Source organism: Rhodovarius lipocyclicus (genome assembly GCF_009900765.1).
Lineage (GTDB): Bacteria > Pseudomonadota > Alphaproteobacteria > Acetobacterales > Acetobacteraceae > Rhodovarius > Rhodovarius lipocyclicus.
In genome coordinates, this window is sequence record NZ_JAAABL010000002.1 from 86,622 (window position 1) to 106,711 (window position 20,090).

Below are 20,090 nucleotides of genomic sequence, written 5' to 3' on the forward strand. Positions count from 1 at the left end.
TCCCGGATTTTCAAGGACTTGCATTTGAGTGTGAATGCAGAATTCCTGCCCGTCCAGGCGGATCGGCGCTGGACGCGGGCGTCGCAACCACGGATGCTGTGTTACATGCCCCTTCCCGCGCGGATCCCCGAAGACCAGGTTGTCGAACTGGCGGAAATGTTCCGCCTCATGAGCGATCCCACACGGCTGAAGATCATCCTGGCTTGCCTGGATGCTCCGGCGGCGGTGGGGGAAATGGCGGAAAGGCTCGGGATTTCCGGCAGCCTCGTCTCCCACCACCTGCGGCTGCTGCGCGCGGCGCGGCTGTTGCAGGCGGACCGGCGCGGGCGGCAGGTGTTCTATGTGGTTGGCGACCCGCATATCCGCTCCATGCTGGCGGATATGGTGGACCATGTGGCCGAGGGCGACGCCGAGGTGGAGGCCTGAAAAGGGCGTCTCCTGAAACCTCTGACAGTTACAGGCCAATGCCTTGTCCGGCCGCCGCGCTGCGACTATGGTCCGGCCGGAAGCCCTCGTCCTTGATGGGGGTCAAGGCGTGCGCACTTTTGTGGGGACTGTGCCGGTATGCGAAGCGGAATGCGCGGATTGTTTGTCGGGATGATGGCGCTGGCCGCGCTGCTGGTCTCAGGGGCGGCTTTCGCCTCCGAAACCACGCTGGGCGCGCCCGTCCCCTGGGGCATGGGCCTGCAGGCTGCCGGTGGCGTCATCAAGGAACGGATCCATGATCTGAACCAGATGGTGTTCTGGATCATCGTGGTCATCACCATCTTCGTCGGCCTGCTGCTGGCCTGGGTGGTGTTCCGCTACAATGCGAAGTCCAACCCGGTGCCCAGCACCACCAGCCACCACACGGGCCTTGAGATCGCCTGGACCCTGGCGCCGGTGCTGATCCTGCTGGTGATCGCCATCCCGTCCTTCCGCCTCGTCTACTTCGAGGACCGGACGCGTGAGGCCGACATCACCATCCAGGTGCAGGGCCGCCAGTGGTACTGGAACTACGCCTTCCCGGACAATGGCGGCTTCAACTACGACAGCCGCCCGATCGACGCGGCCGACATCCGCGGCGACCAGCTGCGCAACCTGTCGGTGGATGAGCCCCTGGTGATCCCGGCCGGCGCCAATGTGCGCGTCATCACCCAGGGCGTGGACGTGATCCACTCCTTCTTCGTGCCCTCGCTGGGCGTGCAGCGCTACGCTATCCCCGGCCGCACGATCGAGACCTGGTTCCGCGCCGAACGCCCGGGCACCTATTACGGCCAGTGCAACCAGATCTGCGGCGTGAACCACTGGAACATGCCCATCGAGGTCCGCGCCGTGCCGCGCGCCGAATTCGAAACCTGGGTGGCCAGCGCCCGCCAGCGCTTCGCCAGCACCATGCCCGCTTCCGAGCAGGCCGTGGCCGCCGCCCCCGCCGCTCCGGCTGATGCCGGCGCCCTCACCATCGCCGAACTGCGCTAAGAGAAGAGAGGCAAGGGACCATGGCCGACGCCGCCCACGCTGACCATCACGACCACACGCCCGGCTTTGTGTCGCGCTGGTTCTTCAGCACGAACCACAAGGACATCGGCACGCTTTATATCCTGTTCGCGCTGGTTTCCGCGATCGTGGGTATCGGGCTGTCGCTGCTGATGCGCCTGGAGCTCGCGCATCCCGGCATGCAGTATTTCGCCGACGGCCAGATGTGGAACGTCGCGGTCACCGCCCATGGCGTGGTGATGGTGTTCTACGTCGTCATGCCCGCGCTGATCGGTGGCTTCGGCAACTGGTTCGTGCCGATCATGATCGGCGCGCCGGACATGGCCTTCCCTCGCCTGAACAACATCAGCTTCTGGCTGATGGTGCCGGCCCTGGCGCTGACCGTGGCCAGCCTGTTCGTCGGCGGCGCCGGCACGGGCTGGACGCTGTATCCGCCCCTGTCCGACATCCAGTATCAGCCGAGCGCGGGCGTCGACATGGCGCTGTTCGGCCTGCATCTGGCGGGCGCCAGCTCCATCCTGGGCGCGGCCAACTTCATCACCACCATCTTCAACATGCGCGCCCCGGGCATGACGCTGCACAAGATGCCGCTGTTCGTGTGGTCCATGCTGGTCACGGCCTTCCTGCTGCTGCTGTCGGTGCCGGTGCTGGGTGGTGCGATCACCATGCTGATCACGGACCGCAACTTCGGCACGGCCTTCTTCAAGCCGGCCGGCGGCGGTGACCCGGTGCTGTTCCAGCACCTGTTCTGGTTCTTCGGCCACCCCGAAGTGTACATCATGATCCTGCCGGCCTTCGGCATCGTCAGCCACGTGATCTCCACCTTCTCCAAGAAGCCGGTGTTCGGCTACCTGGGCATGGCCTACGCCATGGTGGCCATCGGTGTGGTCGGCTTCATCGTGTGGGCGCACCACATGTACCAGTCGGGCATCAGCGTCGACACGCGCGCCTACTTCATGGCGGCGACGATGGTGATCGCGGTGCCGACGGGCGTGAAGATCTTCTCCTGGATCGCCACCATGTGGGGCGGGTCCATGAAGTTCGACACGCCGATGCTGTTCGCGCTCGGCTTCATCTTCCTGTTCACCGTGGGTGGCGTGACGGGCGTGGTGCTGGCCAATGCCTCCATCACCCAGATCCTGCACAACACCTATTACGTGGTGGCGCACTTCCACTACGTGCTGTCGCTGGGCGCGGTGTTCGGCATCTATGCCGGCATCTACTACTGGCTGGGCAAGATGTCCGGCTATCAGTACCCGGAGACGCTGGGCAAGATTCACTTCTACCTGACCTTCGTCGGCGTGAACCTGACCTTCTTCCCCATGCACTTCCTGGGCAACCAGGGCATGCCGCGCCGCTATCCGGACTATGCCGACGCGCATTCGGGCTGGAACCTGGTGGCCTCGATCGGCAGCTACATCTCCGTCGCCAGCCTGGTGTTCTTCTTCTACGTGCTGTTCGTGACCTTCACGAAGCGCCAGAAGGCGGCCGCCAACCCCTGGGGTGAAGGTGCGACGACGCTGGAGTGGCAGGTGTCCTCCCCGCCGCCGTTCCACACCTTCGAAGAACTGCCCCGGATCCGCTAAGGGCCAAAGATGAGCGACAGCGCCATCATCGAACAGGCGGGGGGGGCTTCGGCCCCCCTCGATTTGTCTCCGGGGTCGGAGGTGCGGGACTGGTTCACGCTGCTGAAGCCGCGTGTGCTGAGCCTCGTCGTCTATACCGGCGTGGCGGGGCTGCTGGTGGCACCCGGGCACATGAACCCGGTGCTGGCCTGCACCGCCATCCTGTGCATCGCGCTGGCCGCGGGTGCGGCGGGCGCCATCAACATGTGGTACGACCGCGACATCGACGCGGTGATGCGCCGCACCGCGAACCGCCCCATCCCGGCCGGGCGGATCGAGGCGGGCTCGGCGCTGGCCTATGGTGTGGCGCTGTCCTTGTTCTCGGTCGTGGTGATGGGGCTGGCCACCAACTGGCTGGCCGCCGGCGTGCTGACCGGCTCCATCCTGTTCTACACCGTGATCTACACGGCCTGGCTGAAGCGCCGCACGCCGCAGAACATCGTCATCGGCGGCGCCGCCGGCGCTTTCCCGCCGCTGATCGGCTGGGTGGCCGCCACGGGCTCCATCAGCGCCGAGCCGCTGATCCTGTTCGCCATCATCTTCTTCTGGACGCCGCCGCATTTCTGGTCGCTCAGCCTGTGGGCGCATGCGGATTACGCCCGGGCCGGCGTGCCCATGCTGCCGGTGGTGGCGGGGCCGCGTGAAACCCGCCGCCAGATCGTGCTGTACACCGTGCTGCTGCTGCCGCTGGCGCCGCTGCCCTGGTTCCTGGGGATGACCGGGCCCGTCTATGGCGTCACCGCCATTGCGCTCGGCCTGTGGTTCCTGCGCCATGCCATCGCCGTGCTGCGCGATGCGCAGGATGAGCGCGGGGCCACCCTGAACAACGACGCCGCCGCGCGCCGCTGCTTCAAATATTCGATTTCCTACCTCTTCATCCTGTTCGGCGTGCTCGTGCTGGACCATCTGGTGCTGACATGAACACGAACGAACAGGAATTCCTCCGCCGCCGGCGGCAGCGCAACTGGGCCATCCTGCTGGCGCTGCTGGGGTTGGTGGTGCTGTTCTATTTCGTCTCCGTTGCCAGGCTGATGCGGACATGACGGCGCCCGACGAACTGCGCCGCCGCAACCGGCGCACCATGCTGACGGCCATGGGCTTCGTGGGCGTCATGACCGGCGTCGCCTTCGCGGCCGTGCCGCTGTACAACTTGTTCTGCCGTGCCACCGGCTTCAACGGCACTCCCATGCTGGGCAGTGCGGCGCCCGGCGCCGCCGAGGGCCCGGCGCTGACCATCCGATTCGTGGCGGCCACGCACCCTGACCTGCCCTGGTCCTTCCGGCCGGAGCAGGTGAGCATGCAGATCCGCCCGGGTGAGGAAGGGGTGGCCTTCTACGCCGCCCGCAACCAGGGCAGCACGCCCGTCACCGGCATCTCGACCTATAACGTGACGCCGGAGGTAGTGGGCCGCTATTTCCACAAGACCGCCTGCTTCTGCTTCACCGAGCAGACGCTGGCGCCGGGGCAGAGCGCGGACATGCCGCTCTCCTTCTGGGTGGACCCGGCGATGTTCCAGGACATCGACACGCGCACCATCCGCACCATCACCGTCTCCTACACCTTCTTCCGCAGCCTGGACGACGCGGAGCGCAGCGGCGCCCTGGCGAATGCGGGCCCGCATGTCGGCCCCGCGCCGGAAGGCATTACCGCGGGCGTGCGCCCCCGAGCCACGCAGTGAGCATCGGGATGCCACGCAGTGAATTTCGTAATCTTGATTCCGGCCGCGTTTGCGTGGACAAAAGGCCGGAAGCTCTCCCGGGGACCCAGGATCGAGAATGGCCAGCACTGTGAACACCGCGACGGGCGCTGAACCCGCCCTGCACAAGCACCCCTACCACCTGGTGGACCCCTCCCCCTGGCCGATGCTGGCCAGCTTCGGGGCGGGCACCCTGCTGCTCGGCATCATCATGTTCGCGCACTACAACATCCACTGGGTGTTGGGCGTGGGCTTCCTGGGCACGGTGATCGTGGCCGCCCTGTGGTGGCGCGACGTCATCAAGGAATCCCGCACGCCGGGCATGCACACCGCCATCGTGCAGATCGGCATGCGCTACGGCATGATGCTGTTCATCGCCTCCGAGGTGATGTTCTTCGTGGCCTTCTTCTGGGCCTATTTCCACTTCGCGCTGTATCCGTCCCATGTGTCGGGTTCCACCGCCGCGCTGTGGCCGCCCGCGGGCATCAAGACCTTCGACCCGTTCAACCTGCCGCTGTTCAACACGCTGCTGCTGCTGCTGTCGGGCTGCACCGTGACCTGGGCGCATTGGGGCGTGCTGCACAATGACCGCAAGGCGCTGATCCAGGGCCTGTCGATCACCGTGGCGCTCGGCCTGCTGTTCAGCTGCGTGCAGGCCTATGAATATTCCCAGGCGCCCTTCGCCTTCAATGGCGGCGGCATCTACTCCTCCACCTTCTTCCTCGCCACCGGCTTCCATGGCTTCCACGTGATCGTGGGCACCGTGTTCCTGGCGGTGTGCCTGGTGCGCGCCATCAAGGGCCACTTCTCCGCCGAGCGGCATTTCGGCTTCGAGGCCGCCGCCTGGTACTGGCACTTCGTGGACGTGGTGTGGCTGTTCCTGTTCGTGTCCATCTACATCTTCGGCGCGGGCGAAATCGCGCATCACTGATATCCGCCCGGCCTGATGGCCGGGCTGCCCGCCCGGCCGGGTAACCCGGCAAGTGGAGCGCAGCATGAATGACCAACCGGAACTGAAAGGGGGGCCCAGCGCCCCCCTTTTGCATTGGCAGCGCATCATCCTGCCCAGCTTCGCGGCCCTGCCGGTGCTGGCCATCCTGCTCGGCCTCGGCCTGTGGCAGATGCGGCGGCTGGAATGGAAGAACGCCATCCTGGACAGCCTGGCCGCCGCCCAGGCCGCCCCCCCGGTGCCTGCCGGCGCCAGCGCCGCGCCCTTCACCCACATCTCCGCCACCGGCCGCTTCCGCCATGACCAGGAGATCATCCTGGGCGCCGAGGTGCGCGGCACCGTGCTGGGCGCCGACCTGATCACCCCGCTGGAGCGCGAGGGCCTGCCGCCCCTGCTGGTCGATCGCGGCTGGGTGCCGCAGACCCGCCAGGGCGTGGAGCGCCCGGAGGGCACCGTCACCGTCACCGGCTGGGCCCGCCCTTCGGAGCGCGGGGGCATGCTCTCGGCCAGCGACAGCCCGGCGACGCGGCAGTTCTTCAACTTCGACATCCCGGCGATGGGGGCGGCACTGGGCATCGCGCCCGCGCCCTTCGGGCTGGTGGTGGTGGGGCAGGGCGCGGCCCGCCCGGCGGGCGTGCTGGGCGCCGGCCCCGCGGCCCATCAGGGCGCCGTGCCCGACCCCGCGCGGGGCTTCCCCCAGCCCGACAACCCGCATCTGGGCTATGCCATCACCTGGTTCAGCCTGGCGCTGGTGTGGTGCGCGGTGTTCGGCGTGTGGGCCTGGCGGCGTATCCGCGACTAGCGGGCTTTGCTACACCACCCCGCATGACCGCCGCCTATGACCGCCTGAAAACCCGCTTCGCCCGCATCGCCGCCCTGGGCGAGGCCAGCGCCATGCTCGGCTGGGATGCCTCGGCCATGATGCCCCCGGGCGGCGGTGCCGCGCGCGGCGAGCAATTGGCCACCATCGCGGGCCTGTGCCATGAGCTGCTGACCGCCCCCGAAGTGGCCGACGACCTGGCTGCCGCCTCCGCCACGGGCGAGTGGGACAGCGCCAACCTCGACCTGATGCGCCGCGCCCACACCCGCGCCACCGCCCTGCCGACCTCGCTGGTCGAGGCGACCACCCGCGCCAATTCCGCCTGCGAGAAGATCTGGCGCGAGGCCCGCCGCACCAGCGATTTCGCCCTGGTCCGCCCGGCGCTGGAGGAGGTGGTGCGCTTGCAGCGCGAAACCGCGACCGCCCTGGCGCCCGCCCTCGGCCTCAGCCCCTATGACGCGCTGATGGACGGCTTCCAGCGCGGCGTCACGGCCGCCGAGGTGGAACCCATCTTCGCGGCCTATGAGACTTTCCTGGCCCATGCCCTGCCGCGCGCCGAGGAGATCCAGGCCCGGCGCGGCCACGCCACCCCGTTGCCCGGCCCCTTCCCGGTCGCCACCCAGCGCGACCTGGCCCGCCGCATGTCCCTGCGCATGGGGCTGGAGGCGGAGCACTCCCGCCTGGACGAATCGCTGCACCCGTTCTGCGGCGGCACGCCGACCGATGTGCGCATCACCACCCGCTATCGTGAGGACGATGCCGCCCAGGCCCTGCTGGGCGTGCTGCATGAGACCGGCCACGCCCTGTATGAGCGCGGCCTGCCCACCGCCTATGCCCTGCAACCGGTCGGCGAGGCCGCCGGCATGGCCGCGCATGAAAGCCAGTCCCTGATCATCGAGATGCAAACCTGCCGCTCCGATGCCTATCTGGCGTTCCTGGGGCGGGAGCTGCACGCGGCCTTCGGCGGCCCCGCCGCGCCCTATGCGGCGGACAATCTCGGCAAGCTCTGGCGCCATGTGGAGCGCGGCTTCATCCGCGTGGACGCCGATGAGATCACCTATCCCGCCCACATCATCCTGCGCTTCCGCATGGAGCGCGCGCTGATCGCGGGCGATCTGGCCGTGGCCGACATCCCCGGCGCCTGGAATGAGGGGCTGCACCGGCTGCTGGGCATCACGCCCCCGGACGACGCGCGCGGTTGCCTGCAGGACATCCACTGGCATGACGGCGCCTTCGGCTATTTCCCCAGCTACACGCTGGGTGCCATGGCCGCCGCCCAGCTGATGCGCGCCGCCCGCCTCGCCATCCCCGACCTCGACACCCGGCTGGAGCAGGGCGACGCCTCCGCCCTGATCGCCTGGCTGCGCACCCATGTGCACAGCCAGGGCAGCCGCCTGGGCTTCCAGGACCTGCTGCGCGCCGCCACCGGCAAGCCGCTGGACCCCGCCGATTTCCAGGCCCACCTCACCGCCCGTTATCTGGACTGACCGATGCGCTACGTTTCCACTCGCGGCCAGGCCGCGCCCCGTGACTTCGAAGGTGTTCTGCTGGCCGGCCTCGCCGAGGATGGCGGGCTGTTCATGCCCGAATCCTGGCCGCAACTGACCGCCGAGGACCTGCGCGCGCTGCGCGGCCTGCCCTATGCCGATGTCGCGGCGCATGTCATCGGCCTGTTCACCGGCGGTACCATCGCCCAGGCCGATCTGCTGGCCATGTGCCGCGACGCCTATGGGCGGTTCGACCACGCCGCCGTGGTGCCGCTGGTGCAGCTCGACACGCGCGTCTTCGCGCTGGAACTGTTTCACGGGCCGACGCTGGCCTTCAAGGACATGGCCTTGCAGCTGCTCGGCCGGCTGTTCGACCATGTGCTGGCCAAGCGGGGCGAGCGCATCGCCATCGTGGGCGCGACCAGCGGCGACACCGGCAGCGCGGCCATCGAGGCCTGCCGCGACCGCGCCGCCGTGGATATCGTGATCCTGCACCCCGAAAACCGCACCAGCGAGGTGCAGCGCCGCCAGATGACCACGGTGCTGTCGCCCAACGTGGCGAACATCGCGCTGCAAGGCAGTTTCGACGATTGCCAGGATGCGGTGAAGGCGATGTTCAACGACGCCGCCTTCCGTGGCGAGATGCATCTGGCCGCCGTGAACAGCATCAACTGGGCCCGCATCGCGGCGCAGATCCCTTACTACATCTACGCCGCCCTTCAGCTGGGCGCGCCGGAGCGCAAGGTCGCCTTCTCCGTCCCCACCGGCAATTTCGGCAATGTGCTGGCGGCTTATGCCGCGCACCGCATGGGCCTGCCGGTGGAGCGCTTCATCATCGGTTCCAACCGCAATGACATCCTGGCCCGCTTCCTGGCCAGCAACGACATGACCATGCGCGCGGTGGAGCCCTCGCTCTCCCCCAGCATGGATATCCAGGTCAGCAGCAATTTCGAGCGCCTGCTGTTCGAACTGCTGGGCCGCGACGCCGCCGCCACCGCCGCGCAGATGAGCCGCTTCCGCGCCGAGGGCCGCATGCCCATCCCCGACGCCGCCTGGAAGCAGGCCCGCGCGCAGTTCCACGGCTTCACCCTGGACGACGCCGGCACGCTGGTGGAAATGCGCCGCCTGCACGCCGAGGCCGGGGGCTACATCGCGGACCCGCACACCGCGGTCGGCACCGCCGCCGCCGCCGCGCATATGCCGCAAGACCAGGCCGTGCCCGTGGTGGTCGCGGCCACCGCACACCCGGCGAAATTCCCGGACGCGGTGCGGGAAGCCCTGGGCATCACACCGCCGCTGCCCGCGCATCTGGCCGACCTGTACCAGCGCGAGGAACGCTTCACCGTGCTGCCGAACAACCTGGATGGGCTGGAAGCCGCCGTGCGGTCGCATGCGCGGCGGAACGCGCCGTAAGACCGGGGGACGCTGCCCCCAAGGCACGGAAAAGACCGAGGGGCTCTGCCCCTCGGGCACCCCGCCAAAGGCCGAAAGGCCCTTGGAACCCATTGATTGGCGCTTCACCTTGGTGGGTGGGGCACCATTTCCATTATAAAATTCAATGGGAAATACCCTGGCAGGACCGGTGCCAAACTGCTGGGAGGGCGAGGGAGGCAAAGCCTCTCTCGGTCTCCCTAAACCCCCGAATCCCGTGCCGCCCCCGCGACGAACCCGCCCAGCGCCCGGTGGAAATCCGGCTCATCCAGCAGGAACGCGTCGTGGCCTTTGTCCGAGGTGATCTCGACGAAGCTGACCCGTGCCGCGGCCGCGTTCATCGCCTGCACCAGCCGCCGGCTTTCCGCCGTGGGGAACAGCCAGTCCGAGGTGAAGGAGCACACGAAGAATCGCGGCCCATCCCCCCGGAAGGCCTTGTGCAGCGCGCCTTCATGTTCCGCCGCCAGGTCGAAGTAATCCATGGCGCGGGTGATGGTCAGGTAGGAATTGGCGTCGAACCGCCGCACGAAGCTGCTGCCCTGGTGGCGGAGGTAGCTTTCCACCTCGAACACGTCCTCCAGGAAGGTGACGGCGTTGGCCCCGCGCAGGCGGCGGCCGAATTTGCGCGTCAGCGCTTCCTCGGACAGATAGGTGATGTGCGCGACCATGCGCGCTACCGCCAGGCCCGTCGCCGGGATGCGCCCTTCGGCCCAGTAGCGCCCGCCGCGATAATCGGGGTCTGCGCGCACGGCGGCGCGGCCGACCTCGTTGAAGGCGATGTTCTGCGCGGAATGGTGGCTGGCGGTGGCGATGGGGGCCACCGCGAACACCGATTCCGGAAAGGTCGCGGCCCATTCCAGCGCCTGCATGCCGCCCATGCTGCCGCCCAGCACGGCCAGCAGCCGGTCGATGCCCAGATGCTCCACCAGCTTCTTCTGGGCGCGCACCATGTCGCGGATGGTGATGGTCGGGAAATCCGTGCCCCAGGGGGTGCCGTCCGCCCGGCGTTCGCGCGGGCCGGAACTGCCCATGCAGCCGCCCAGCACATTGGCGCAGATGACGAAGAAGCGGTCGGTGTCGATCGGCAGGCCAGGGCCCACCAGATTGGCCCACCAGCCGCCCTTGCCCGTCAGGGGCTGGGTTTCGGCCACATACTGGTCGCCGGTCAGCGCATGGCAGATCAGCACGGCGTTGCTGCGCGCGGCGTTCAGCGTGCCATAGCCGCGCCAGGCGACCGTCAGCGGCGCCAGATGCACCCCGCAATCCAGCATCAGCCCCTCCGGAAAGCGGGTGGACTGGTGCTCGATCTCGGGGAAGGGCTGGATCAGGGCTGACATTGTGCTTTCCCGACATAGGCCGGAGCGAGCGGGGCTTCAACCTGGGGCCACCCGGGGCTATTGCTGGGTCCGCATGAATACTCTCGCCAATGTCCGCGCCGAACTCGATGCCATCGACGACGCCCTGCACGACCTGCTGATGCGTCGCGCCGACGTGGTGGCGGGGCTCGCCGCCAGCCGCGCCAAGGCCGGTGGCCCCACCCTGCGCCCGGGGCGGGAGGCCCGCATCCTCCGCCGCCTGCTGGGGCGCCATTCCGGCCCCCTGCCGCGCGCCGCCCTGGTGCGTCTTTGGCGAGAGATGTTCGCCACTTCCATCCGCCAGCAGAACAGCTTCTCCCTCGCGCTGCACGGCGTGGGCGACAGCGTGCCGAAGCTGGTGGCCGAGCATTTCGGCATGGGCATGCCCACGCGCTCCTACTCCACGCCCTCCCAGGCGCTGGCGGCGGTGGGCAATGGGGATGCCGCCATCGCCGTGCTGCCCTTCCCCAGTGAGGCCGATCCGGCGGAGCTGGAGTGGTGGCCCGCGCTGGACGCGCCGCGCCTGGCCGTCGTCGCCCGCCTGCCCTTCTACGCCGAGGGCAACCCCGGCCCCGAGGCGCTGATCGTGGCCCATGGCATGCCGGACCCGTCGGACGACGACCGCTCCCTGCTGCTGGTCGAGGCCGACCCGGAACTGTCGCGCGGGGCCGTGCTGCAGGGCCTGGCCGAGGCCGGGATCACCGCGCGGCTGCTGATCGTGCGCCGCAACGCCGGCCTCTCGCGCTTCCTGTTCGATGCCGATGGCCTGATCGAGCCGGGTGACGCCCGGCTGGCCGCGCCCAATTTCATCCGCACGCGCCTGCTCGGCGCCTACGCCACGCCCATCAGAGGGATTTCCGCATGACCGCCCCCGCGCCCCGCCCCAGCATCCTGTCGATCGAGGCCTACGCGCCGGGCGAGAGCAAGATCCCTGGCGTGAACCGGATCATCAAGCTCTCCTCCAACGAGGGCGCCTTCGGCCCGCCGCCCTCGGCGATGGAGGCGTATATCGCCACCGCCAAGGAGCTGCACCGCTATCCGGATGGCGGCAGCACCGCGCTGCGCAACGCCATCGGCGCGCGCTTCGGCCTCGATCCCGCGCGCATCATCTGCGGCGCCGGCAGCGATGAGATCCTGCTGCACATCATCCAGGCCTATGGCGGCGAAGGCACCGAGCTGGTGATGAGCGCGCATGGCTTCACCATGTACGACATCACCGGCCGCTATGCCGGCTGCCGCGTCATCAAGGTGCCCGAGAAGAACCTGACGGCCGATGTGGATGCCATGCTGGCCGCCGTGGGCCCGCGCACCCGCATCGTCTGCCTGGCCAACCCGAACAACCCCACCGGCAGCCTGCTGCCGCAATCCGAGGTGGAGCGCCTGCAGAAGGGCCTGCCGGAGGATGTGCTGTTCGTGCTCGACGCCGCCTATGCCGAGTATGTGACCGACCCCGATTACGACGCCGGCGCCAAGCTGGTGGACAGCACCAAGAACACCGTGATGACCCGCACCTTCAGCAAGGTGTTCGGCCTGGGCGGCATGCGCGTGGGCTGGGGCTATTTCCCGCAGGGCATCGCCGATGTGATCAACCGCATCCGCGGCCCGTTCAACGTGAACATCGCGGCCCAGGCCGCCGCGGTCGCGGCGCTGTCGGAGCCGGGCTGGATCGAGACCTCCGTCGCGCACAACAATGAATGGCGCGCGAAGCTGAGCGCGGCGCTGGAGGCCTGCGGCGTGAAGGTGTGGCCCAGCCACGGTAACTTCATCCTGGCCGATTTCGCCACCGCCGAGCGCGGCAAGGCCGCCGACGCCGCCCTGCGCGCGCGCGGCCTGATCGTGCGCGCCATGGGCGGCTACGGCCTGCCGCAATGCCTGCGCATCACCATCGGCACGGCAGAGGAATGCACGATGGTGGCCGACGCCATCGCCGCTTTCATGAAGAATGGCTGACACGCTTTTCCAGCGGCTCTGCATCATCGGGCCGGGGCTGATCGGCGGTTCCATCGCGCGCATGGCCCGTGCGCGCGGCGACATCGCGGCCCATATCGTCACCACCGCCAAATCCCAGGCGAGCCGGGAGCGCGTGCGCGAACTCGGCTTCGCCGACACCGTGGCCGAGACCCTGGCCGAGGCGGTGACGGGGGCGGATTGCGTCATCCTGTGCGTGCCCGTGGGCGTCTATGCCGAGGTGATGGCCGAGATCGGCCCGCACCTGGCCCCCGGCGCCATCCTGACGGATGCGGGCAGCACCAAATCCTCCGTCGTGCGGGATGTGCGGCCGCATCTGCCGGCCTATGTGCGCTTCGTGCCCGCCCACCCCATGGCCGGCACCGAGCACAGCGGCCCCGATGCGGGTTTCCCCGAACTGTTCCAGGGGCGCTACTGCATCATCACCCCGCTGGAGGACACGGACCCCGGCGCGCTGGGCAAGGTGCGCGCGATGTGGGAACGCGCGGGCAGCATGATCGAGACCATGGACCCCGCCACCCATGACAAGGTGGTCGCCATGGTCAGCCACCTGCCGCATCTGATCGCCTTCACCATCTGCTCGACGGCGGACGACCTGGCCGAGGAAACCCGTGAGGCGGTGCTGAAATTCGCGGCCTCCGGCTTCCGGGACTTCACGCGTATCGCGGCCAGCGACGTGGACATGTGGCGGGACATCTTCCTGAACAACCGCGACGCGCTGCTGGAAATGCTGGCACGCTTCAGCGAGGACGCGCACGCGCTAGGGCGCGCCGTGCGCTGGGGACAGGCGGACTTCATCGAGGACCGGCTGGCGCGGGGGCGGAAGATCCGGCGCGGGCTGATCGAGCGGAAGCAGGCGTAGAAGGCCGAGGGGCTCTGCCCCTCGGGTACCCCGCAAAGGGCCTTTCGGCTCCTACCAGGAGAGCGCGAGAGGGCGCCGCCCTCTCGCATCGCCCTCAATACATATGCTGCCCGCCATTGATCGACAGCGTGGACCCGGTCACGAAATCCGCGTCATCCGCGGTCAGGAACTTCACCCCGCGCGCGATATCCTCGGCCCGGCCCAGCCGGCCCATGGGGATGCGCGCCACGATCTTTTCCAGCACGTCCGGCGGCACGGCGCGCACCATTTCGGTGTCCACATAGCCGGGGGCGATGGCGTTCACGGTGATGCCGAACTTCGCCCCTTCCTGCGCCAGGGCCTTGGTGAAGCCATGGATGCCCGATTTCGCGGCGGCGTAGTTCACCTGGCCGTACTGCCCGGCCTGGCCGTTGATGGAGCCGATGTTCACGATGCGCCCGAACTTCGCGTGCAGCATCCCGTCCCACAACAGCTTGGACAAATTGTAGCAGGATCCGAGGTTGGTATCGATCACCTCATCCCACATGGTGCGGCTCAGGCGCTTCATGGTGCCGTCGCGGGTGATGCCGGCGTTGTTCACCAGGATCTCGATCGCGCCATGCTCGGCCTCGATGCTTTTCACCGCCGCCGCGCAGGCGTCGAAATCCGAGACATCGAACTTGTAGCAGGGAATGCCGGTACGTTCCGTGAACGCCTTGGCGGCCGCGTCATTGCCCGCGTAGTTCGCCACCACCCGGCGGCCGGAGGCCAGAAGCGCCTCGCTGATCGCGGCGCCGATCCCGCGCTGCCCACCCGTTACCAATGCCAATCTGCTCATCTGCTGCGTCCTCCGTCGCCCCTGGGACAACGTCTCACTCATCGCGGCGCAGCATCAAGAGGCAGGCGCGTGGCAATCGGCAAATCAGCGCTCTAGCGCCGCCGCAGCTGGAACAGCGCCTGTTCGCCGAACAGGTTGGCCAGGCGCGGAAAGCGCCGCCAGGGGGATTTCAGCCCCTCATCATCGGCGGCCATCCATTGTTCCACCACATAGCCGTCCATCTCGCACAGGTCGAAGAAGTCGCGGATGGTGCAGGGGTGGATGTTGGGCGTTTCGAACCAGTGGCGGGACCAGGTCTCGGTCATCGGCATGCGCCCGGTCCACAGCAGCTGCCAGCGCACCAGCCAATGGCCGAAATTGGGGAAGCTGACGATGACGTGCCGGCCGATTCGCGACATCTGCCGCAGCACCTCACGCGGGCGCTCCACCGCCTGCATGGTGCGCGACAGCACGACGAAATCGAAGGCGCCATCGGGGTAGAAGGCCAGGTCGTTGTCGGCATCGCCGTGAATGACCGCGAGGCCCGAGGCCACGGCGCGCGTCACCTGGGCCATGTCGATCTCGATGCCGCGGGCATCGGCGCCCTTGTTGGTGGTCAGGTAATCCAGCAGCGCGCCGTCGCCGCAGCCGATATCCAGCACGCGCGCGCCATGGGGGATCATCTCCGCGATCAGGCGCAGGTCCACACGCATGTTCTTGGCGATGTACTGGATGGGGCCTTCGGGCATGGGCCCTGCATAGAGCAAAACCGCATCCGGGTGTAAGTGGAGGGCCATGATCACGCTCTGCGCCCATCGCGGCGGTGCCCTGCTCTGGCCGGAAAACTCCCTCACCGCCTTCCGCCATTCCCTCGCCCTGCCGGTCGAGGAGGTGGAATGCGACGTGCATCTCTCCTCCGACGGCGTGGTGATGGTCCATCACGACGCGACGCTGGACCGCATGACCGGGGCGACCGGCCCCATCGCCCACCGCACGGCGGCCGAACTCGCGGCCATCCCCATCCGCGGCCTGTCCGAGGGGCTGCCCACCCTGGCCACCCTGCTGGAGCTGGTGGCCCAGAGCGGCAAGCTGCTGCGCCTCGAGATCAAGGCCGACCACGAGAACCGCCACGACCCGCGCCTGCTGGCCGGCGTGCGCGCGGAGCTGGACCGCATCCCGGCCCGCGTGCGCGTCATGTCCTTCCAGCCCGCCACCCTGGCCCCCGGCCTGTTCCCGGACCAGGACCTGCTGATGCGGCCCAGCGACATGGGCTGGCACGATGCGGCCTCCCTGAACGCGGCCGCCGCCGCCTGGCGCTGCAACGGCATCGGCTTCGGCTTCGAGACCACCCTGCTGCCCGAAATCCTGCCCGGCATCGCCGGCATCACCAACATCTGGCGCGCGGATACGGAGGCGGCGCTGACCACCGCCTTCGCCATGCGTCCAGATTCCATCACCACTGATGACCCCGTGCTGGCGCTCAAGCTGCGGGACGGGCTAATGAATTCCCCATGAACGAAGAGCCAGTCCGCGTCACGCGCCTCCCCTCCGGGCTCGTGGTCGTCTCCGAATCCATGCCCCGCGTGGAGACGGTGTCCATCGGCGCCTATGTCGCGGCCGGCACCCGCCACGAAACGGCCGAGGAGAACGGGGTTTCCCACTTCCTCGAACACATGGCCTTCAAGGGCACGGAGCGGCGCGATGCCGCCGCCATCGCGCGTGAGATCGAGAATGTCGGCGGGCAGATCAACGCCTACACCGCGCGCGAGAACACCGCCTATTACTGCAAGGTGCTGAAGGAGGATGTGGGCCTGGCCGCCGACATCATCGGCGACATCCTCAGCCATTCCAGCTTCGTGCCCGAGGAGCTGGAGCGCGAGCGCGGCGTGATCCTGCAGGAGATCGGCCAGGCGAACGACACGCCGGACGATATCGTGTTCGACCATTTCCAGGCCATCGCCTATGGCGACCAGCCCATGGGCCGCCCCACCCTGGGCACCGACACCATCATCAAGGGCATGAAGCGGGAGGCGCTGACGGGCTACATGTCCCGCCACTACGGCCCCTCCAGCATGGTGGTCTCGGCCGCCGGCGCGCTGAGCCATGAGACGCTGCTGGACCTCGCGGGCAAGCATTTCTCCCAGCTGCCCAGCGGCGCGGCGCCCGCCATGGAGCCCGCCCGCTACACCGGCGGCGAGTTCCGCGAGGAACGCGACCTGGACCAGGTGCATGTGGTCCTCGGCTTCGAGGGCGTGTCCTATTCCGACCCGGACACCCATGCGGCCATGTTGCTCTCGGCCCTGCTGGGCGGCGGCATGTCGTCGCGCCTGTTCCAGGAGATCCGGGAGAAGCGCGGCCTCGTCTATTCCATCTACAGCTACACCCAGCCCTTCGCGGATTCCGGCCTGTTCGCCATCTACGCCGGCACTGGCGAGAAGGAAGCGGGTGAGCTGGTGCCCGTGACGCTGGAGGAACTGCGCCGCGTGCAGGGCGACGTGACGCAGGATGAGCTGGACCGCGCCAAGGCGCAGCTCCGCGCCTCCCTGCTCATGAGCCTGGAATCGACCGGCAGCCGCTGCGAGCAGCTGGCGCGCCAGTTGCAGGTGCATGGCCGGGTGATCCGCACGGAGGAGACGAAGGCCAAGATCGCCGCCGTCACCATCGCGGACATCCAGCGCGTGGCCACCCGCATCTTCCGCGGCAAGCCGACGCTGGCCGCCATGGGCCCGGCCGGGCATGTCCCGGGCCTGGGCCACATCACCGAGAAGCTGGCGGCATGAGCAACCTCGACCGGCTGGCGGCTCTGGTCGAGGCCGCCCGCCGCGCGGGGGCCGACGCCGCCGATGCGCTGCTGATCGAAAGCCAGTCCCTGTCGGTCCAGCGGCGCCTGGGCCAGACCGAGCATCTGGAACGCGCGGAATCCACCGATATCGGCCTGCGGGTGTTCCTGGGCGCGCGCAGCGCCGTGGTCAGCAGCAACGCGACGGATGTGGCGGGCTTCGCGGCGCTGGCCGAACGCGCGGTCGCCATGGCGCGCGTGGTGCCTGAGGATCCCTTCGCCGCGATCCCCGAGGCGCGGCCGCTGCCCGCCGTGGCGCTCGATCTGGTGGACCCCACCGAGCCCACCGCCGAGCAGCTGATCGCCCGCGCCTCGATCGCCGAGGAAGCCGCGCTGGCCGTGCCCGGCGTGACCAATTCCGAGGGCGCCGAGGCCGGCTGGAGCCGCAACCGCATCGCGCTGGTCACCAGTCGGGGCTTCGCGGGGGAATATGCCCGCACCGGGCACAGCGTTTCCGCCAGCGCCCTGGCCGGGACGGGCACGGGGATGGAGCGGGACTACGATTATTCCTCCGCCGTGCATCTGGAGGATCTGGAGGACGCGGCCCTGATCGGCCGCCGCGCGGGCGAACAGGCGGTGCGCCGCCTGAACCCGCGCCGGGCCAGCACCGCGCGCATCCCGGTGGTGTATGACCCGCGCGTGGCGGGCAGCCTGCTGGGGCATCTCTCGGCCGCGCTGAACGGGGCGGCGGTGGCGCGCGGCACCTCCTTCCTGAAGGATTCGATGGGCAAGCAGGTGCTGGCCCGGGGCCTGCGCGTGACGGATGACGCGACGCGCCGGCGTGGCCTGCGCAGCCGCCCCTTCGACGGCGAGGGCACCCCCACCGCGCCGCTGGCGCTGGTCGAGGACGGGGTGCTGCGAAGCTGGGTGCTGGATGGCCGCAGCGCGCGCCAGCTGGGCCTGGCCAGCACCGGCCATGCCAGCCGTGGCACCAGCGGCCCGCCGGGCCCGGCCACCACCAATCTGTGGCTCGCCCCCGGCCATGTCACGCCGCGTGAGCTGATGGAGGACATCGCCGAGGGGCTGTACGTGACCGAGATGATCGGCATGGGCGTGAACCCCATCACCGGCGACTACAGCCGGGGTGCCGCGGGCTTCATGATCCGCCACGGCGAACTGGCCGAGCCGGTCAGCGAGATCACCATCGCGGGCAAGCTGCCGGAGATGTTCCTGCACATCACCCCCGCCTGCGACCTGATGTTCAAGCGCGGCACGGACGCGCCGACGCTGCGGGTGGATGGCATGACGTTGGCGGGGCGTTAGTATCCCGCCGCATTTCGGGGGACCCAATGATGCCACCTTTACTGTTGATCGGCTGCGGCAAGATGGGCGGCGCGATGCTGGCCGGCTGGCTGGAGCAGGGGCTGCCGCCCGAAACCGTGGTGGTGGAACCCCATGCGGAGGCGGTCGCGGCCTTCGCCGGCCGGGTGCGCCATGTGGCCAGCATCGCGGAAATCCCGGCCGATTTCGTCCCCGCCGCCGTCATCCTGGCCACCAAGCCGCAGGAGGCACCGAACGCCCTGCCGCAGCTGGCACGGCTGGTGGCGCATGCGCCGGTCTTCGTGTCCATCATGGCGGGCCAGACCGTGGCCGGCATGTGCCGGCTGCTGGGCGGTGACGCCGCCCGCGTGGTGCGCGCCATGCCCAACACCCCCGCCGCCGTGCGCCAGGGCTTCACCGTGGGCTTCGCTGGCCCGGGCGTGACCGCCGAGCAGCGCGCCCTGGCCGACACGCTGCTGCGCGCCGTGGGCGACGCCGCCTGGATCGAGGACGAGGCGCTGATCGACGCCGTCACCGCTGTCTCTGGCGGTGGCCCGGCCTATGTCTTCCTGCTGGTGGAGGTGATGGCCGCCGCCGGCGTCGCCCAGGGCCTGCCGGAGGAGCTGGCCATGCGCATGGCCCGCGCCACGGTCGCCGGCAGCGGCGCCCTGCTGGCCGCCAGCCCGCAGGATGCCGCGACCCTGCGCAAGAACGTGACCAGCCCCAAGGGCACCACCGAACGCGCCCTGGCCGTGCTGATGGATGAGGCCGCCTGGCCCGACATCATGAAGAAGGCGATCGCGGCCGCCACCGCGCGGTCCCGCGAACTGGCGGGGTAGGGCTTTGGCCCAGCCATGAAAAAGGCCCGGCCGCCTCTCGGCGCCGGGCCTTTTTTTGCGGGCCGTGCGGCCTGTTACAGCGGCACGCAGCGATAGACGTTGTCATGGCCCAGGGCGAGCATCGCCATGGTGCCATCCGGGCAGGAGGACTGCTGCCCGCCGGCCGGCGCGATGCCGTTGGACCAGCGCAGGGCCACCTGGCGGTTGCCGGTGCAGACGCGGCGGCCGCGCACGGTGGAGCAGCTGTTGGCCTGCTGGCGGGCGGCCTGGCCGCGCACCGTGGCGGCGTTGGCCGAACCGCGCAGCATGGCAGGCTGGGCGCGCATGTTGCTGGAGGTGGTGGCCACCCGGCGCAGCAGCGGCGAGGCCTGCGGGCCGCGCGCCGCGGTCACGGAACGGCTGGTGCCGCGCGGCGCGGTGGCGCGGGGTGCGGCGGCCCGGGCCACAGCGGCCCGGGGAGCGGCGGCGGCGCGGGGCGCCTGGCGGCTCAGCTGGCTGCGGGCGCCGGCGCCCTGGTCATTGCGGGCGGCGGAAGCTGGCGAGGAAACGGCCACCAGCAATCCGATACCGGCCATCAGCGCGAGGCGCGCGATCGACGTGAAACGCATGGATAAACCCCCCAAGAAAACTCCCACGAGGTGTTTCGCAATATTTCCCACAGCCTGGCAACCCCGAATCGGCGATGTC

Annotated in this window: 21 protein-coding genes; 17 read left to right on the top strand and 4 right to left on the bottom strand. The window is 69.0% G+C overall.

Annotation, left to right across the window (positions count from 1 at the left end):
* Window positions 1-156: 156 nt before the first annotated feature.
* From GT007_RS03255 to thrC, 10 genes are all read left to right on the top strand, one after another.
* Window positions 157-426 (top strand): ArsR/SmtB family transcription factor, encoded by a 270-nt coding sequence (locus GT007_RS03255; RefSeq protein WP_268894542.1) that lies wholly within the window; start codon window positions 157-159, stop codon window positions 424-426.
* Between the two features lie 150 nt (window positions 427-576).
* Entirely contained in the window at window positions 577-1,458 is an 882-nt protein-coding gene (coxB, locus tag GT007_RS03260) for a cytochrome c oxidase subunit II (RefSeq protein WP_236571471.1), read from the top strand.
* Between the two features lie 20 nt (window positions 1,459-1,478).
* The gene (gene ctaD / locus GT007_RS03265) at window positions 1,479-3,062 is read left to right on the top strand and encodes a cytochrome c oxidase subunit I (protein ID WP_160120140.1); all 1,584 of its coding nucleotides are present in this window, start codon (window positions 1,479-1,481) and stop codon (window positions 3,060-3,062) included.
* A gap of 9 nt (window positions 3,063-3,071) precedes the next feature.
* Entirely contained in the window at window positions 3,072-4,022 is a 951-nt protein-coding gene (locus GT007_RS03270) for a heme o synthase (protein WP_160120141.1), read from the top strand.
* On the top strand, window positions 4,019-4,144 hold the full coding sequence (locus GT007_RS22740; RefSeq protein ID WP_268894539.1) for a hypothetical protein: 126 nt from the start codon (window positions 4,019-4,021) through the stop codon (window positions 4,142-4,144). Before GT007_RS03270 ends, GT007_RS22740 begins: the two co-directional genes overlap by 4 nt.
* The gene (locus tag GT007_RS03275; protein ID WP_160120142.1) at window positions 4,141-4,779 is read left to right on the top strand and encodes a cytochrome c oxidase assembly protein; all 639 of its coding nucleotides are present in this window, start codon (window positions 4,141-4,143) and stop codon (window positions 4,777-4,779) included. Before GT007_RS22740 ends, GT007_RS03275 begins: the two co-directional genes overlap by 4 nt.
* Before the next feature lie 97 nt (window positions 4,780-4,876).
* Window positions 4,877-5,728, top strand: a complete 852-nt coding sequence (locus GT007_RS03280; RefSeq protein ID WP_160120143.1) for a cytochrome c oxidase subunit 3 — start codon at window positions 4,877-4,879, stop codon at window positions 5,726-5,728.
* 64 nt (window positions 5,729-5,792) lie between these two features.
* Complete coding sequence (locus GT007_RS03285) at window positions 5,793-6,548, top strand: SURF1 family protein (RefSeq protein ID WP_160120144.1); 756 nt, start codon at window positions 5,793-5,795, stop codon at window positions 6,546-6,548.
* A 23-nt stretch (window positions 6,549-6,571) separates the two neighbouring features.
* Complete coding sequence (locus GT007_RS03290; protein WP_160120145.1) at window positions 6,572-8,053, top strand: carboxypeptidase M32; 1,482 nt, start codon at window positions 6,572-6,574, stop codon at window positions 8,051-8,053.
* Between the two features lie 3 nt (window positions 8,054-8,056).
* On the top strand, window positions 8,057-9,466 hold the full coding sequence (thrC, locus tag GT007_RS03295) for a threonine synthase (RefSeq protein WP_160120146.1): 1,410 nt from the start codon (window positions 8,057-8,059) through the stop codon (window positions 9,464-9,466).
* Between the two features lie 218 nt (window positions 9,467-9,684).
* Here thrC and metX read toward each other — a convergent pair whose 3' ends face one another.
* A complete protein-coding gene (metX, locus tag GT007_RS03300) occupies window positions 9,685-10,821 on the bottom strand; it encodes a homoserine O-acetyltransferase MetX (RefSeq protein WP_160120147.1) in 1,137 nt (378 codons plus the stop codon).
* 73 nt (window positions 10,822-10,894) lie between these two features.
* Between metX and GT007_RS03305 the strand changes: the two genes are divergently transcribed.
* The 3 genes from GT007_RS03305 to GT007_RS03315 are packed head-to-tail and all read left to right on the top strand — an operon-like array spanning window position 10,895 to window position 13,669.
* Window positions 10,895-11,704, top strand: a complete 810-nt coding sequence (locus GT007_RS03305; RefSeq protein WP_160120148.1) for a chorismate mutase — start codon at window positions 10,895-10,897, stop codon at window positions 11,702-11,704.
* Window positions 11,701-12,789, top strand: coding sequence for a histidinol-phosphate transaminase (gene hisC, locus GT007_RS03310; protein WP_160120149.1), 1,089 nt, complete (start codon window positions 11,701-11,703; stop codon window positions 12,787-12,789). Before GT007_RS03305 ends, hisC begins: the two co-directional genes overlap by 4 nt.
* Window positions 12,782-13,669 (top strand): prephenate/arogenate dehydrogenase family protein, encoded by an 888-nt coding sequence (locus GT007_RS03315; RefSeq protein ID WP_160120150.1) that lies wholly within the window; start codon window positions 12,782-12,784, stop codon window positions 13,667-13,669. The genes hisC and GT007_RS03315 overlap by 8 nt, the downstream gene beginning before the upstream one ends.
* Window positions 13,670-13,763: 94 nt before the next feature.
* On the opposite strand, the gene phbB is transcribed toward GT007_RS03315, so the two are convergent.
* Together phbB and metW are read right to left on the bottom strand one after the other, a co-directional pair.
* Window positions 13,764-14,486 carry an acetoacetyl-CoA reductase gene (phbB, locus tag GT007_RS03320; protein ID WP_160120151.1) on the bottom strand — a complete coding sequence of 241 codons (723 nt, stop codon included), beginning with the start codon at window positions 14,484-14,486 and terminating at the stop codon, window positions 13,764-13,766.
* Between the two features lie 92 nt (window positions 14,487-14,578).
* Complete coding sequence (metW, locus tag GT007_RS03325; protein ID WP_160120481.1) at window positions 14,579-15,178, bottom strand: methionine biosynthesis protein MetW; 600 nt, start codon at window positions 15,176-15,178, stop codon at window positions 14,579-14,581.
* Window positions 15,179-15,260: 82 nt separating this feature from the next.
* Here metW and GT007_RS03330 point away from each other — a divergent pair, with 82 nt between their 5' ends.
* From GT007_RS03330 to proC, 4 genes are read left to right on the top strand one after another with little or no spacing between them, the layout of a single operon-like run.
* Window positions 15,261-15,980: a glycerophosphodiester phosphodiesterase gene (locus tag GT007_RS03330; RefSeq protein ID WP_160120152.1), complete on the top strand. Its 720-nt coding sequence runs from the start codon at window positions 15,261-15,263 to the stop codon at window positions 15,978-15,980.
* Window positions 15,977-17,245, top strand: coding sequence for a M16 family metallopeptidase (locus GT007_RS03335; protein ID WP_160120153.1), 1,269 nt, complete (start codon window positions 15,977-15,979; stop codon window positions 17,243-17,245). The genes GT007_RS03330 and GT007_RS03335 overlap by 4 nt, the downstream gene beginning before the upstream one ends.
* Entirely contained in the window at window positions 17,242-18,567 is a 1,326-nt protein-coding gene (locus tag GT007_RS03340) for a TldD/PmbA family protein (RefSeq protein WP_160120154.1), read from the top strand. The genes GT007_RS03335 and GT007_RS03340 overlap by 4 nt, the downstream gene beginning before the upstream one ends.
* A gap of 29 nt (window positions 18,568-18,596) precedes the next feature.
* Entirely contained in the window at window positions 18,597-19,403 is an 807-nt protein-coding gene (gene proC, locus GT007_RS03345; protein ID WP_160120482.1) for a pyrroline-5-carboxylate reductase, read from the top strand.
* A 74-nt stretch (window positions 19,404-19,477) separates the two neighbouring features.
* On the opposite strand, the gene GT007_RS03350 is transcribed toward proC, so the two are convergent.
* Window positions 19,478-20,011, bottom strand: coding sequence for a hypothetical protein (locus GT007_RS03350; protein ID WP_160120155.1), 534 nt, complete (start codon window positions 20,009-20,011; stop codon window positions 19,478-19,480).
* Between the last annotated feature and the right edge of the window lie 79 nt (window positions 20,012-20,090).

What these genes read in the sequence shown, in the direction of transcription:
- GT007_RS03255 (WP_268894542.1), top strand. Translation starts at nt 157, where the DNA reads ATGTTCCGCCTCATGAGCGATCCCACACGGCTGAAGATCATCCTGGCT.
- coxB (WP_236571471.1), top strand. Translation starts at nt 577, where the DNA reads ATGCGCGGATTGTTTGTCGGGATGATGGCGCTGGCCGCGCTGCTGGTC.
- ctaD (WP_160120140.1), top strand. Translation starts at nt 1,479, where the DNA reads ATGGCCGACGCCGCCCACGCTGACCATCACGACCACACGCCCGGCTTT.
- GT007_RS03270 (WP_160120141.1), top strand. Translation starts at nt 3,072, where the DNA reads ATGAGCGACAGCGCCATCATCGAACAGGCGGGGGGGGCTTCGGCCCCC.
- GT007_RS22740 (WP_268894539.1), top strand. Translation starts at nt 4,019, where the DNA reads ATGAACACGAACGAACAGGAATTCCTCCGCCGCCGGCGGCAGCGCAAC.
- GT007_RS03275 (WP_160120142.1), top strand. Translation starts at nt 4,141, where the DNA reads ATGACGGCGCCCGACGAACTGCGCCGCCGCAACCGGCGCACCATGCTG.
- GT007_RS03280 (WP_160120143.1), top strand. Translation starts at nt 4,877, where the DNA reads ATGGCCAGCACTGTGAACACCGCGACGGGCGCTGAACCCGCCCTGCAC.
- GT007_RS03285 (WP_160120144.1), top strand. Translation starts at nt 5,793, where the DNA reads ATGAATGACCAACCGGAACTGAAAGGGGGGCCCAGCGCCCCCCTTTTG.
- GT007_RS03290 (WP_160120145.1), top strand. Translation starts at nt 6,572, where the DNA reads ATGACCGCCGCCTATGACCGCCTGAAAACCCGCTTCGCCCGCATCGCC.
- thrC (WP_160120146.1), top strand. Translation starts at nt 8,057, where the DNA reads ATGCGCTACGTTTCCACTCGCGGCCAGGCCGCGCCCCGTGACTTCGAA.
- metX (WP_160120147.1), bottom strand. Translation starts at nt 10,821, where the DNA reads ATGTCAGCCCTGATCCAGCCCTTCCCCGAGATCGAGCACCAGTCCACC.
- GT007_RS03305 (WP_160120148.1), top strand. Translation starts at nt 10,895, where the DNA reads ATGAATACTCTCGCCAATGTCCGCGCCGAACTCGATGCCATCGACGAC.
- hisC (WP_160120149.1), top strand. Translation starts at nt 11,701, where the DNA reads ATGACCGCCCCCGCGCCCCGCCCCAGCATCCTGTCGATCGAGGCCTAC.
- GT007_RS03315 (WP_160120150.1), top strand. Translation starts at nt 12,782, where the DNA reads ATGGCTGACACGCTTTTCCAGCGGCTCTGCATCATCGGGCCGGGGCTG.
- phbB (WP_160120151.1), bottom strand. Translation starts at nt 14,486, where the DNA reads ATGAGCAGATTGGCATTGGTAACGGGTGGGCAGCGCGGGATCGGCGCC.
- metW (WP_160120481.1), bottom strand. Translation starts at nt 15,178, where the DNA reads ATGCGTGTGGACCTGCGCCTGATCGCGGAGATGATCCCCCATGGCGCG.
- GT007_RS03330 (WP_160120152.1), top strand. Translation starts at nt 15,261, where the DNA reads ATGATCACGCTCTGCGCCCATCGCGGCGGTGCCCTGCTCTGGCCGGAA.
- GT007_RS03335 (WP_160120153.1), top strand. Translation starts at nt 15,977, where the DNA reads ATGAACGAAGAGCCAGTCCGCGTCACGCGCCTCCCCTCCGGGCTCGTG.
- GT007_RS03340 (WP_160120154.1), top strand. Translation starts at nt 17,242, where the DNA reads ATGAGCAACCTCGACCGGCTGGCGGCTCTGGTCGAGGCCGCCCGCCGC.
- proC (WP_160120482.1), top strand. Translation starts at nt 18,597, where the DNA reads ATGCCACCTTTACTGTTGATCGGCTGCGGCAAGATGGGCGGCGCGATG.
- GT007_RS03350 (WP_160120155.1), bottom strand. Translation starts at nt 20,011, where the DNA reads ATGCGTTTCACGTCGATCGCGCGCCTCGCGCTGATGGCCGGTATCGGA.